The sequence below is a fragment of the Methylotenera sp. 1P/1 genome, from assembly GCF_000384355.1.
Classification (GTDB): domain Bacteria; phylum Pseudomonadota; class Gammaproteobacteria; order Burkholderiales; family Methylophilaceae; genus Methylophilus.
On record NZ_ARWC01000001.1, the window covers coordinates 930,445 to 943,491 of the forward strand.

The window sequence follows — 13,047 nt, forward strand, 5'->3', positions numbered from 1 at the left end:
TTCTTATTCAATAGGATTGAATTGATTGATGCATGATATCTATAGAAAAAACTTATGAATAGCGAATTATTTTGCCTAAGTTATTCAAAAAATATGAACAAGCCTTTGATGAAATGATTGCATGCTCAAATTATCCATAGACGCGTTAGAAGTAATTGATGCGATTGCCCGCAAAGGCAGCTTTGCTGCAGCGGCTGAATCGTTGTACCGCGTACCGTCAGCCGTCACCTATACCATACGCAAGTTAGAAGAAGATCTCGGCGTGGCGATTTTTGATCGCAGCGGTCATCGCGCCAACTTAACCGAGGCCGGTGCTGAGCTACTTAAAGAAGGACGCTATTTATTGGATGCAGCCCATGCGCTTGAATCCCGCGTCAAACGTGTGGCCACTGGGGTTGAAACCGATATTGGGATTGCCATCAGTGATTTATTCAGCAACGAAGCTTTGTTTAATATTTTGCAGGACTTTTATGCACAAGGCTTTGGCACTCGCATTAAAGTCATGCGCGAGGTATTTGGTGGGAGTTGGGATGCGCTCATTTCTGGCCGTGCTGATATTTCAATCGGAGCCCCTGGTGAAGCCCCCCCAGGTGGTGGCTTTAGCACCAGTTTGCTAGGGCAATTAGAGTTTGTGTTTGCAGTTGCGCCGCATCACCCGCTCGCATTACTGCCAGAGCCGCTCAATAACCAAGACATTATTCAATACCGTGCGGTAGCCGCTGCTGATAGCTCACGCAACCTACCCCCACGCACTTCCGGTATATTGTCTGGGCAAGATGTGCTCACGGTATCTGACATGCAGGGCAAGCTACAAGCGCAATTAGCTGGGTTGGGTGTAGGCTACCTTCCTATCAAAATGGCGCAGCACTATGCCGACCAAGGGAAACTGATCGTTAAAGAAGTCGCCGAAGCCAAAACCTTGGCCCCTACTTTTTTAGCGTGGTCTATCCAACGAAACAGCAGTATGGGTAAAGCACAACAATGGATGTTGAAACGACTAGCGCAATTAACACTAGATGAACTGCTGATGTAATGCCAAAATATACATTCACTCTTTGAGGACACTTCATGTCGCAAGACCAATTACCAGAAGAATTCGCACCGCTCAACAACATGGCAATTAAAGCCATGCTTTGGCTCAATGGCTTTGCTCACGTCATTATTGGGTTGGCGCTTGCCATCTCTATTTTGATGTTTACTTGGTTGTTCTTTATTGATGTCAAAGAAGCCGCATATGCACACAACCTAGTGCATGGCTTTTTACATGCCCTTGGCACACTGATGTTGCTGTGGGCCGTATCAGCGCTGATTTCCGCTGAAATCCGCTACTTACGCGGTCATAAATTACTAGTCGAAACATTTATCGAAGTGGTGTTGGTCATGTTTTTACGCAAACTGATTGTGATCCCCGTACAAGACGCCTCGCCAACCTATCAAGAAATTGGTATTTGGCTGGGCGGCGCATTTGTCATCGGCCTTGTCTATGTACTGGTGCGTTGGGCAGACAGGCAGCCTAATAATCAGCATGAGTGACACCTTATTTATGCAGCAAGCCATCTTGTTGGCCGAAGCTGCTGCTGAAAAGCAAGAAGTCCCAGTAGGCGCGATCGTCGTAAAGGATGGCGTCATCATTGGCCGTGGTAGCAATGCGCCCATCGGCAATCATGACCCCAGTGCCCATGCTGAAATCATTGCGTTACGAGATGCAGCCCAACATCTTAACAACTATCGGCTAGTGGATTGCACCCTATATGTAACACTGGAGCCTTGCGCCATGTGTGCCGGCGCGATTCAACATGCGCGTATTGCTCGGCTAGTGTATGGCGCGGCCGACCCCAAAACTGGCGCATGTGGCAGTGTGGTGGATTTGATGGGCGAGCCTAAATTAAACCATCATTGCGAAGTGACGAGTGGCGTGGAATCCATTGAATGCGGGCAACTATTAAGTGATTTCTTTAAAAAAAGAAGGGGAAGTAAATAAACCCTACTTATTATGGCCATCCTGGCAGACACATCTTGCCTGAAGCTTGCTGTGTTACGCTAAAAGCGTATCGCCAATAAAAAAGACTCAAGTAAATTGAGTCTTTTTTTGTTTTACTAATGGCTTAAAACTTCATGCGCATGCCCGCTCCCACGCTGTTTACATCGTGATAGAAGCTGGCAATTGGGAATTTATCACCGGAGAAGTGGTTATTGGTATAAGCCACATAGGTGTCAAAGCGTTTGTTAAAGCGGTAATCAGCCACCATAGTCCAAGTGTCGATTTTGCCTTCGGAATTGGTTGAAACGGTCGGACCCTCAATAGCATCAAATTTGGTTTCGTAAAAACCTGCTGAAGTGGATAAGCCCGCCAAGACTGGCACACGTTGAGAAAAGTCAAAGCTGGCACCGATATAATAGACATTATTGTCTTGTTGGTAGCCCGGTTTCAGCGCAGAAGCGGCCACCCCACCAAACACTGCTTGATCAAATAGTTTGTTGTATTTGATAGATGCATCTGAAGACGGCTTTAAGCGATACCACTCCCAACCACCCATGACTTTGATATCTTTGGTCGGCGTCCATTTCAAGGTAAGCAAAGTCGCCTCTGTGTTGTAAAGTGCTGCAGAAATCGTGTCGTTTGCTAATGGATTGCCAGGAGCCGCGTTACCCGCTTTTACTGCATCGTCAAAACGATCATAGGCAAACTGCACACCAAACAGACTGTTCTCATACCCTAATTGCGCGGTATAGCCGTAACCTTCTGACGTACCTTCAGCATTGCCAAACTGATACATCCCAGCATAGTTGACTTTGCCATGTCCCTCAATTTCATAAGTATTGCCGTACTTAACTGAGTTTTTCATGCGTGAATTTTCAGAAATCCCACCGCCGCCGCCAATCGTGCCGCTTTCGCCCAATGGTGAAAATGTATCCGCTTTACTGTTGGGGTCATATGCCGCAGTAATTTCAAAGAATGGATTGTACTGGGTACCATATGACACTCGACCCAATGCACCACCGTCTACGCCTACCCAAGCTTGCCGTGCAAACAGCTCGCCGTTCATGGAAGAGTCTGCATTTACGCTGGAATTAGCCTTGGTACCAGAGTTATCCGCCAGTGTTTGCGCGGCATCGTGGAGTTTCATATCAATCGGGTTAAACCCAGCTTCAAATTGATACACAAACTTAAAGTCATGTTCCAACATCTGAAGTTTAGCCACTTCGCCACGCAAGCCAAGGCGCGAAGCTTGCAAGCCGCCATTCACCCATTCGGTTCTAGAAGTCACTCGGTCCGTCACTTTAGCACCGGAGTAAGGGTAAAAATTATTGGGTAGCTCGTAGTTCTCTGGCAGCGAATGGTTGATACTGACACGCGCCACATCCAGAATGCCATAGATTTGTGTATACGCAGGATGATCACCCAGATTAAAATCCACGCGGAATGGTGCATCGTCATTCATGAAACGTGAAACAAATGTAGGGGAGTCATGTTCGTTTTGGCTGGCTTGGTCTGCCGGGCTTTGACCATGTGCAGCCATGGCTTGGCCTATCGTGAATGGTAACAGTGCTAGTTTAAACAAGTGCTTGATCATCATCTTCTGTCCTTAATAAACAATGTAGCTTGAAGCAAATAGATGACCAGCATTTTGAACCGCCAATATGACACTTATATGACATATTGGTGACTCATGACTATAAAACATATAGTCCGACTACTACGTTTTTATTAAGGAACCAACCACATTCAATAAAACATTGCCTATGCAGAAAGTTGTAATAAAAAAACCCGCCGTAGCGGGTTTTTTTACTCAGGCATTGCTTGCTTAGTCGTTATTACCAAATGACATCAGAATGCTCAATAAGTTAGCAAAGATGTTGTAGATGCTGATGTACAGAGACAACGTTGCCATCACATAGTTGGTTTCACCACCGCGCACGATATTGTTCACTTCATACAAAATAAAGCCGGATGAAATCAAAATCACCACGCCTGAGATAGCTAATGATAAGGCTGGAATTTGGAAGAACATATTGGCCACAATAGCCACCAAAGCCAACACCATACCAATCATCAAGAACTTGCCCATGTTGCTCAAGTCACGCTTAGTCGTAGTTGCAATACCCGCCATGGTTAAAAAGATTAAGCCAGTACCGCCTGCGGCCAAGCCTACCAGTTGTGCGCCATCACGCAAATGTAAGGCGTGTTGTAACAGTGGGCCTAACATCACGCCTAATAAGAATGTGTAACCTAGCAACAGTACAATGCCTAAGCTATTGTTACGGTTTGCGGTAATGGCCATTTGCATACCGATGGTCACTAACATAAACGCACCAAACGCCATAAATGGGTGCTGCGCAATAATACTGAAATTGATACCCATACCGATGAATGCACCAATCACGGTTGGAATCATGGTTAAGCCAAGCAAAGCATATGTGTTGCGCAACACTTTATTTTGCGTTGTGGATAAACTACCCTCGCGACCTAATACTTGCATATTGTCTGACATTACTTTTTTCCTTTGTTCATAAATTGCCAAATGGCAACACATTTAAGATAACGGCATTAGCAAAAAGTTTCAAGTGAATTTTTCGCGCATATGCCATTCAATATCAATGATATTGAAATACTATGCAAAGAGATCGCCTTCTTTTTTCCCTACCATCGCTACGCGTTTTACCGCATCCACATACGCATTGCCTTCACGTAATTGCGTCATACTCTGTGGATGATGCGCACCATGCATACGCGCTAGGCGCGCGGTACTTTGGGCAGGCATTTTCCATGCTAAATTGTTCAATAGCTCATCAGCTAAATCTGGCTTATTGCACAACAGCACCATATCGCAACCTGCATTTAACGCAGCCAAGCTGCGGGTGGTGACATCGCCACCTACTGTCGCGCCTTCCATACTAAGGTCATCGCTGAATATCACACCATTGAAGCCTAAACGCTCACGCAGCACTTTTTGTAACCACTTGCTTGAAAAGCCAGCAGGCTTGTCGTCTACTTTGGGATAAATGACATGCGCAGGCATAATCGCAGCTAAGCCTTCATCAATCATTTGTCTAAATGGTTGCATATCATTTTGCGCAATTTGGTCAAACTCGCGCTCATCAATCGGAATGCTGACATGTGAATCAGCCACCACAAAGCCATGCCCCGGAAAATGTTTACCCACGGCCGCCATACCGCCTTTTTTAAGCCCTTGCATTAGGCTGAATGCCAGTTCATTAATGGCTTGCGGGTCACGATGAAAGGCTCGATTGCCAATCACCAGACTATCGCCATAATCCATGTCTAGCACGGGCGTAAAACTAAAATCGATGCCATGCGCACGCAACTCTGCTGCCAGTACAAAACCTGCTTCTGTCGCTAGTTCACGTGCTCTTTTAGGGCTCTCATCCCAAATATGGCCAAACTCACGCATGGGTGGAATCTTGGTAAAGCCTTCTCTAAAGCGTTGCACTCGGCCACCTTCGTGATCCACTGCAATCAACAAAGGAGGCTGTCTTACTGCATGAATGCGAGCAGTCAGCGCTTTTAACTGCTCGCAATCCACAAAGTTACGTGCAAATAAAATCACACCGCCGACTAGTGGGTGCTGTAAACGACGAATGTCATCGGCAGTTAATGCTGTGCCGACTACATCTAACATGACGGGACCTAAACTCATTGGGGTTCTTCCAAAAAATAGTGCCAATTAATATCACTGGCATTTTAGCTTAAAGTGCCTGCTTCTTCGTTCTAAAATCACTGTTTTGAATCATGCCTGTCAGAATGTGTAGGAAACTTCTGATAGCAATTTAGGAAAAACGACCATATTTGGCCTGAAAAAAACCCGGTTTAATGATCACATCAATAAGAACAAAGGAACATGCAATGGGTCGTTACACAGTGTTTGGCTACTTGATGCAAGTCAAAGGCAAAACAAAAACGACTGTCGGCAAACTCGCTGGCAATCGTTTATGGGTGTTATCTGGGAAAAAAGATAGGGTTGCCGGCAAACTACAAGCAAAGTACAGCTTGAGCTTTGATGAAGCCAAAACCATTAAAGATTGGAATCTGTTTTAGACTTTTATTTCAGCCGATACAGCGATGTCACTTCTTTTGAACGTGCCGGATATAAAGGATCAGACTGATCGCTCGCTTTTGCATGTTTAGGCGCAATGCTAAGCTGCTCTACAATAGTCAGCCCAGCATCAGCGATCCATTGTTGCAAGGCGTCTGGCGCACGCAACCCTAAATGCTCTGCCAAATCGGACATCACTAACCAAGCTTCGCCATCTGCATTAAGGTGCGCTTTAACGCCTGCCAAATACGCTTTCAGCATGGCACTATTCGGATCATAAATAGCATGTTCTATAGGTGCATTGGCTTTCGCTGGAATCCATGGCGGATTACACACTATCAAATCGGCTTTTCCTTCTGGGAACATATCTGCCTGCTGAACACTGATATATTGCGCCAAGCCTAACTGTTGAATGTTCTCAGTGGCGCAGCGCAGCGCACGTTCACTATTATCGGTAGCAAGCACTTGTTTAATACCACGACTCACCAAAATGGCAGCAATCACGCCTGTACCTGTACCAATATCGAAAGCGACTGCTGGGTTATTGAGTGGTGCTTGATTAATCAATTCCAAATACTCACCACGTACGGGTGAATACACGCCATAGTGCGCATGCACGTTGGCTTGCAAGGCATCGATATACACCCCTTTTTTGCGCCACTCGTGTGCACCTATCATACCCAGTAACTCTCTTAAAGAAAGCAATAATGAGACTGGCGGTTTATCGCGCTTTTCATCCAGCACCAATGCGCCTAATACTGCTTCTTTTACATCAGGCGCACGATTTAAGTCGCACTTCACATGCTGCAACTCAATGAGTATTTTATTGGTGATGTTGGCCCGTTGAATTTGCCTAGCACGATGTTGGTGAAATGCCTCGGTCAGATTATCTGTCGGCTTAATCGGTTTGCGATCGACACGGCGTGTAATGGCTTGCAGTAATTGTTTTGCATTTTGAAAATCGCCACGGTACAGCAATGCAGTACCTTCGCAAGCTAGCTTATAGGCTTCATCGGCTTTGGTTTCATCATTGGCAATGACAATATGCTTAGGCACCGCCAAGTTTGCTTCTGATTGCCAGCTCGCTTGCTGCGTTTTATTTTTTTCTTGCCAAGTGGCGGTTTGAAACTGTGTCAATGAGTATCCTTAAAGTACATCTGGCTAAAAAGTATAACGAGCTGCATGGTTGAAACGAAACGCGTGAAACGTTGAGATCGAGAAAGTTAGGATTGTACAGCGAGACTGCACGCATGACATCAAGTAGTCACAACCCACCTTGTTATTTAGCGTGTTGTCTCTAGTGTAAACGGGTTGAAATCGGTGTCTTTATCGTAATAGTCTTCGCGCTCGGCCTTTTTAAGAAATGCCACAACCTGATACACCACGGGCGTAAATGCGACTTCCACCAATATTTTCGCAATGAGTTGCGCGCCTATCACCAAAGGAATTTTATCGTTGGGGATAATGCCCGTATTCCAAAACGCCAGCGGCACAAACATCACCGTATCAATCGCTTCACCAAAAATGGTACTGGTAATGGTGCGTTGCCATAAGTGTTTACCCGCGGCGATGATTTTCATTTTGGCCATGATGTAGCTATTGACGAACTCACCTACTGCAAATGCGACCAAGCCAGCCAGTGAGATACGCCAAGTACTACCTAGCACTACCTCATACTCATGTTGATTTTGCCAGAATGGCGCCGGCGGTAATGCCACAATCATCCAAGCCATTAAGCTGGCAAAGGCTAACCCTGCAAAACCGGCCCAGATCACACGCCGACTGGCTGCATAGCCATAGACTTCAGTCAGAATATCGCCAAAAATAAACGAGATGGGGAAAAACAAAACGCCAGCACCAAATGTCAGCGTTCCCAATAATGGCGCGTCTATTTGCGTGACTTTGGCAGGGCCGATAAGATTAGAACATACCAACACGCAGACAAATGCTGCCATGATCAGGTCGTAATATTTGTACTGTTTACGCATAAATGATGGCCATAACAGAGAATATATAAAATAACGTTGATAGCTCAACCAAGCGTCTATTTAGCATTTTTCTTGCTGACTTCATCAACAATTGTTTGTGCCTCTTTAAGTTTAGTGTATTGGTTAAGCTCTTGCTGAATACTTCCTTTATTGTATAGCGATGGGTTTGGTGTATCAAAATTACCCCAGTATGCTGCAGGCTTCTGATCGATAGAATGGACAGTACCATCGCGCTTAAGCTGTTCTAATTTCAACTCTATCGCTTGCCGATCAGCTTCGTTAATTTGGGTTGGTTCAGATTGACTACAAGCTCTGACCACCTGGAGTAAGGCAAATATCAATAGCCAAATTAGCCAAGAATTCGTTTTAGAGTCCGTCTTTTTAGTTTTGGCGCTCTGTTGAACAGCTGTCTTACGACTTTGGTAATCTTGCCAAACAGTATGCATAGCATAGTACTCTTCATGCCAAAGTATGTGCTTGTGATCTACCCAACCGAACTCGCGAACCAGCACTTCTAAAGGCTCATCACAAAAATCATCGATTTTTTCCGCGACCTTATTAATCAAACAACGCTCAAAAAAGTGTTTTGAATCAAGAGCGATCAACCAATCATCTTTTAGTCGCTCATTTAACAGCTCGCGCGCTTTTGTTGCGGTAAATGTTTGTAGCAATTCGTCACACAGCGCGCCAGCCCTTTTATCAGCCTCCTGCCACAAATTAGCTTGCAAACGCTCTTGTGCTACCGTCAAAGGGTCTGTGCTGCGCTCCTCATGTAACTGAACAGGCGTTACTGAATCGTTTGCAATTTCCGACTCTTCTTGCTCAACCAAATAGTCTGCTGCCCAGCCATTTTCTATCGCTTGAATTGCTTGTTCATAAGCACCTCGAAGCACTTGAAAAGCCGCAGGATCATCTTCAGGATTGATAGTTTTTAGCTTAACTGCATAAGCACGTTTAATTGCTTTAACATCGCTGGTTGGCGCTATGCCTAATATAGTCCACATCGTGTTGAAATCGCCTTAGCTTATAGCACTGGCTTACCTTCTAAGCCATCTGCATACTGATTAATTTTCGTCCTTATATCTGCAATTTCTTTAGGATCTTGTTTTTCCAGCACCATTTCAAATGCATTTATCCACCCTGAAACGACTAATCTCGTATCACCCAGATGTTGCTCATAAAGCCTGTATAAACGTGATAACAAGGCTTTGTTTTCAACTTGCTCTCTAGGGCTTATTTTAAGATTCTGCAATCGCTCCAAGCTGACTTTCACATCGTCGTCAGTCATTGCTCCAGGAGTTTGCTGTATGACTAAATCATATCTTTTTTGTGTGGCAAGCTCAGTCACTTCAACTTCTAACAAGCCATTAATATCATAGGTAAAGCGCACCTCTAAAGATCGACTTTCATTTCTACTTCTCGCTTTGGCTAAAGGTATTTTTAGCTCGCCCAACGGCACATTCTCGCTCACTTGTCGGCTTTCACCTTGATACACTTTAAGCAATATCAATTTTTGATCTGGAGTGAGCGGCGAAATAGGCTGGGAGCGACTTGCTGGAATGACTGTATTGCGCTCAATAACAGGTAGGTACACGCCTTCAAGATACTGTCCAGAGGCCATCTGCTCTGTAGTCTCTACCCCCAATGTAAACGGACAAACATCAGTCATTACAACATCATCCAAGGCTGAATCTCGCATTTTTAGGCCTGCTTGCACAGCGGCACCCGAAGCAATTGCTTCGTCTGGGTCTATATCACGCCTTGGAAAACGCCCTAGCATTTTTGCAACCAACCGATGTACGATAGGCATACGCGTAGCACCACCGACTAGCACAATATCAGCTAAATCAGCCGCCCTTAACTTAGCATCTCGCAAAGCACGTTCTATGGGTTCTCTTAAGCGGCTCAGCAAAGGGCTGGCTAGCTCCTCAAACTGATTAGTATTGATTTGCCACACAATTTCTTTCGCTGCATCTTTATACACAAATGTGGCTTCATCCGCCAAGCTAAGCGCTCGCTTTACGCGCTCCGCTTCTGTACGCAACTTAGCATGTTGCTGTGCGCTGAGTTTTTCTGATATTAATCCTGCAGGTTTCCCAGCCTGGTCTATAAAAGCATTCACTAATAAGGTAACAAAATCCTCGCCACCTAGGTGATTATCGCCAGAGGTTGCTCGAACTTCCATCACGCCAGAGAACATCTCAAGTATAGAAACATCGAAAGTTCCGCCACCTAAATCAAACACTAAAAACTGACTCTCAGCCTCTTTATCATGCATACCGTAAGCTAAAGCAGCGGCTGTTGGCTCGTTTAACAAACGCTCTACCTTCAGGCCAGCTAACTCTCCTGCCAAACGGGTGGCTTTACGTTGGGTATCGTTAAAATACGCAGGTACGGTAATAATTGCCTCATCAACCTGCTCCCCCAAAAAGGCCTCTGCATCAGCTTTAAGCGTTTTTAAAATAACTGCTGAAAGCTCCTCAGAACGAAATTTCTTTTTACCCAACGTAATTTGCTTATGGGTACCCATATATCGCTTAAAAGCCGCAGTTGTCATATCAGGGTGAGTAATAAGCCTGTCTCGTGCGGCCAACCCTACTAACAAATCACCACGTTCATCAATACTCACACACGATGGTGTTAATACATGCCCTAGTGAGTTAGGAATTAACTGAGACTGCCCATCTTTCCAAACGGCTACAAGGCTATTAGTTGTACCTAGATCTATTGCTAAAATCATTCACTACTTTCCTTTTTTGTTTTTTTAAACGCTCTTCACATCCAGCTTATCGCGCAGATAATCCCCACCCAGATTAATCGCCAGAATCAGGCTCATCAAACTTAAACCGACAATCAAAACGTAATGAGGTGCCACTAGCATATAGCGCACGCCATCTCGCAACATAGCGCCCCAAGAAGCACTCGGCGCTTGTATGCCTAACCCTAAAAAGGAAAGACTGGCTTCTGCAATCATGATACTGGCTAAGCTGTAAGTCGCTTCTACCATTAACAAAGATGTTAATAATGGCAATATATGGCGCAACATCAAGCGGAATGGCGTGGCCCCTAAAGACTCTGCAGCTTGTACATGCTGCCGATTACGCAAGCTTAAGGTTTGACCACGGGCTAATCTAGCATAGCTGACCCATCCTGTGAGGCATAGCGCAAAGACCAAATTCAACATGCCAGGCCCCAACACTGCGGCAAAAGCGATGGCCAGCAAGATGCCAGGAAACGCTAAAAACACATCGGTAATGTGCATGAGCAAACGGTCTACTTTGCCCCCATAAAAACCAGCCAACACACCCACGCTGACACCAACCAACATATTCACCAGCGTGACTACAATGGCTACCAAGAACGAAACCTCGGCACCACGTAGTACGCGTGCCAATATGTCTCGCCCCAAATCATCACTGCCAAACCAGAAGTGTAACGATGGGGTAGCTAAAATATGCTGTAAATCGATCTCGTTGCCATGCACCTCTAATACGCGTGCTAGCAATACAGCACATGCCCAAAACACTAATACACTAATCGCAAATGTTTTGGCCATCATGCATGCCTCATCCGTGGGTCAGCAAACCGATACAACACATCCGTCAGCAGATTAATCAATACATAACTAAGGGCAATGATAAGTACGCAAGCTTGCGTGATCGGATAATCACGTTTCTCTATACTCTCTACCAGCAACCTGCCAATGCCATCCCAGCTAAAAATCGTTTCCGTAATCACGGTGCCGGCTAGCAAGCTCCCCATTTGCAAACCCACAATGGTGATGATGGGCAATAGGGCAGCACGTAAAGCGTGTTTCACAATCACCGTGCGCTCACTAAGCCCTTTGGCACGGGCGGTGCGGATATAGTCCTCGTTGAGCACTTCTAACAAACTAGTACGGGTCATGCGGGTGAGGATTGCACTTAAGCCAAACCCTAATGTCAGCGCGGGCAACACAATGGAAGTTGAATGATCCATGCCACTCACCGGTAACCACCCTAGCCATACTGCCAAGAGCAACATGAGCAATGGCCCTAGCCAAAAGGCAGGCATGGCAGAAAAGCGTACGCTGATGATTGTCACAACAAAATCTTGCCAATGCCCTGCATGCAATGCTGCAAAAATTCCCATGGGAATGCCTATCAGCAAACCAAGCGCAAGTGCCACAAGTGCTAGCTTAATTGTTGCAGGATAGCGCGCTTGAATCAGCGTAGTAATCGGCGTTTTGGTATGAATAGATTGCCCAAGATCCCCTTGTGCGAGCTTCTTTAAATACGTACCAAATTGTATGACCAAGGGTTGTGTTAATCCCAACTCCTCACGCAAAGCAGCACTGTCGGCTGCCGTGGCAGACTCACCCAGCATCACTTCCACCGGATCGCCCGGTACCAAATGAATCAGCAAGAAGGTGAGCAACAACACACCAAACACGACAGAAAGTAAGCTTAAACAACGGCTAATCAATATTTGGCCCCGTATACATATTGCATAGACTACGCATTCTGAATGTCTACCGTAGTGCCTACTGGCACCTGCTCAAACAGTTGGATGATATCGGCATTACGCATGCGCACACAGCCATGCGAGCCGATGGTGCCTAACTGCGTACTGTCTGGCGTACCATGAATATAAATATAGCGTTGCATGGTATCGACATTGCCTAATCGGTTTTTGCCGATTTCCTGCCCGCTCAACCATAAAATGCGTGTCAATATCCAATCCCGGTTAGGAAATTCTGTCATCAGCTCAGGGGTGAAAATTTCACCGGTTGGGCGCCGTCCTATAAACACGGTATTGGCAGGTGCGTCAGCCCCAATCTTGGCACGGACAATATGCTTACCTAGCGGCGTGCATCCGCTGTCTTTTTCGCAGCCCACACCGTTGGCAGCAGTGGAAATTGCATACTCGGCCAACAATATAAAATTGTCATCAAACAAATAAAGTGTTTGTTTAGGAATGGAAATTTGGATGTGCATAGTTGCGTGTATTTTACGGTATTCTTA

The 13,047-nt window shown here is 45.6% G+C and carries 14 protein-coding genes; 4 read left to right on the forward strand and 10 right to left on the reverse strand.

Annotation, left to right across the window (positions count from 1 at the left end; all coding sequences use genetic code 11):
* Window positions 1–121: 121 nt before the first annotated feature.
* Genes A3Q3_RS0104415 through tadA form a run of 3 tightly spaced genes read left to right on the forward strand, consistent with a single transcriptional unit; the run spans window position 122 to window position 1,981 of the window.
* Complete coding sequence (locus tag A3Q3_RS0104415) at window positions 122–1,033, forward strand: LysR family transcriptional regulator (protein ID WP_020182364.1); 912 nt, start codon at window positions 122–124, stop codon at window positions 1,031–1,033.
* A 35-nt stretch (window positions 1,034–1,068) separates the two neighbouring features.
* A complete protein-coding gene (locus A3Q3_RS0104420) occupies window positions 1,069–1,533 on the forward strand; it encodes a phosphate-starvation-inducible PsiE family protein (protein ID WP_020182365.1) in 465 nt (154 codons plus the stop codon).
* Window positions 1,526–1,981, forward strand: coding sequence for a tRNA adenosine(34) deaminase TadA (gene tadA, locus A3Q3_RS0104425; protein ID WP_020182366.1), 456 nt, complete (start codon window positions 1,526–1,528; stop codon window positions 1,979–1,981). The genes A3Q3_RS0104420 and tadA overlap by 8 nt, the downstream gene beginning before the upstream one ends.
* Window positions 1,982–2,105: 124 nt before the next feature.
* On the opposite strand, the gene A3Q3_RS0104430 is transcribed toward tadA, so the two are convergent.
* The 3 genes from A3Q3_RS0104430 to nagZ all read right to left on the reverse strand — a co-directional run bounded on the left by A3Q3_RS0104430 (window position 2,106) and on the right by nagZ (window position 5,660).
* The gene (locus tag A3Q3_RS0104430) at window positions 2,106–3,578 is read right to left on the reverse strand and encodes a porin (protein ID WP_020182367.1); all 1,473 of its coding nucleotides are present in this window, start codon (window positions 3,576–3,578) and stop codon (window positions 2,106–2,108) included.
* A gap of 228 nt (window positions 3,579–3,806) precedes the next feature.
* Window positions 3,807–4,493: a Bax inhibitor-1/YccA family protein gene (locus A3Q3_RS0104435; protein WP_020182368.1), complete on the reverse strand. Its 687-nt coding sequence runs from the start codon at window positions 4,491–4,493 to the stop codon at window positions 3,807–3,809.
* Between the two features lie 120 nt (window positions 4,494–4,613).
* A complete protein-coding gene (nagZ, locus tag A3Q3_RS0104445) occupies window positions 4,614–5,660 on the reverse strand; it encodes a beta-N-acetylhexosaminidase (protein ID WP_020182369.1) in 1,047 nt (348 codons plus the stop codon).
* 206 nt (window positions 5,661–5,866) lie between these two features.
* Here nagZ and A3Q3_RS0104450 point away from each other — a divergent pair, with 206 nt between their 5' ends.
* Window positions 5,867–6,058 carry a CsbD family protein gene (locus A3Q3_RS0104450; protein WP_020182370.1) on the forward strand — a complete coding sequence of 64 codons (192 nt, stop codon included), beginning with the start codon at window positions 5,867–5,869 and terminating at the stop codon, window positions 6,056–6,058.
* Between the two features lie 4 nt (window positions 6,059–6,062).
* Here the strand turns inward: A3Q3_RS0104450 and A3Q3_RS0104455 are convergent, their stop codons facing one another.
* The 7 genes from A3Q3_RS0104455 to A3Q3_RS0104485 form a co-directional block, all read right to left on the reverse strand.
* A complete protein-coding gene (locus A3Q3_RS0104455) occupies window positions 6,063–7,193 on the reverse strand; it encodes a class I SAM-dependent methyltransferase (RefSeq protein WP_020182371.1) in 1,131 nt (376 codons plus the stop codon).
* Window positions 7,194–7,339: 146 nt separating this feature from the next.
* Window positions 7,340–8,044 carry a queuosine precursor transporter gene (locus A3Q3_RS0104460; protein ID WP_020182372.1) on the reverse strand — a complete coding sequence of 235 codons (705 nt, stop codon included), beginning with the start codon at window positions 8,042–8,044 and terminating at the stop codon, window positions 7,340–7,342.
* Window positions 8,045–8,100: 56 nt separating this feature from the next.
* Entirely contained in the window at window positions 8,101–9,048 is a 948-nt protein-coding gene (locus tag A3Q3_RS0104465) for a hypothetical protein (RefSeq protein ID WP_020182373.1), read from the reverse strand.
* Window positions 9,049–9,068: 20 nt separating this feature from the next.
* A complete protein-coding gene (locus A3Q3_RS0104470) occupies window positions 9,069–10,784 on the reverse strand; it encodes a molecular chaperone HscC (RefSeq protein WP_020182374.1) in 1,716 nt (571 codons plus the stop codon).
* A 24-nt stretch (window positions 10,785–10,808) separates the two neighbouring features.
* Window positions 10,809–11,603: an ABC transporter permease gene (locus A3Q3_RS0104475; protein WP_020182375.1), complete on the reverse strand. Its 795-nt coding sequence runs from the start codon at window positions 11,601–11,603 to the stop codon at window positions 10,809–10,811.
* On the reverse strand, window positions 11,600–12,508 hold the full coding sequence (gene nikB, locus A3Q3_RS0104480; protein ID WP_020182376.1) for a nickel ABC transporter permease: 909 nt from the start codon (window positions 12,506–12,508) through the stop codon (window positions 11,600–11,602). Before nikB ends, A3Q3_RS0104475 begins: the two co-directional genes overlap by 4 nt.
* A 29-nt stretch (window positions 12,509–12,537) precedes the next feature.
* Window positions 12,538–13,020: a L,D-transpeptidase gene (locus tag A3Q3_RS0104485; RefSeq protein WP_020182377.1), complete on the reverse strand. Its 483-nt coding sequence runs from the start codon at window positions 13,018–13,020 to the stop codon at window positions 12,538–12,540.
* Between the last annotated feature and the right edge of the window lie 27 nt (window positions 13,021–13,047).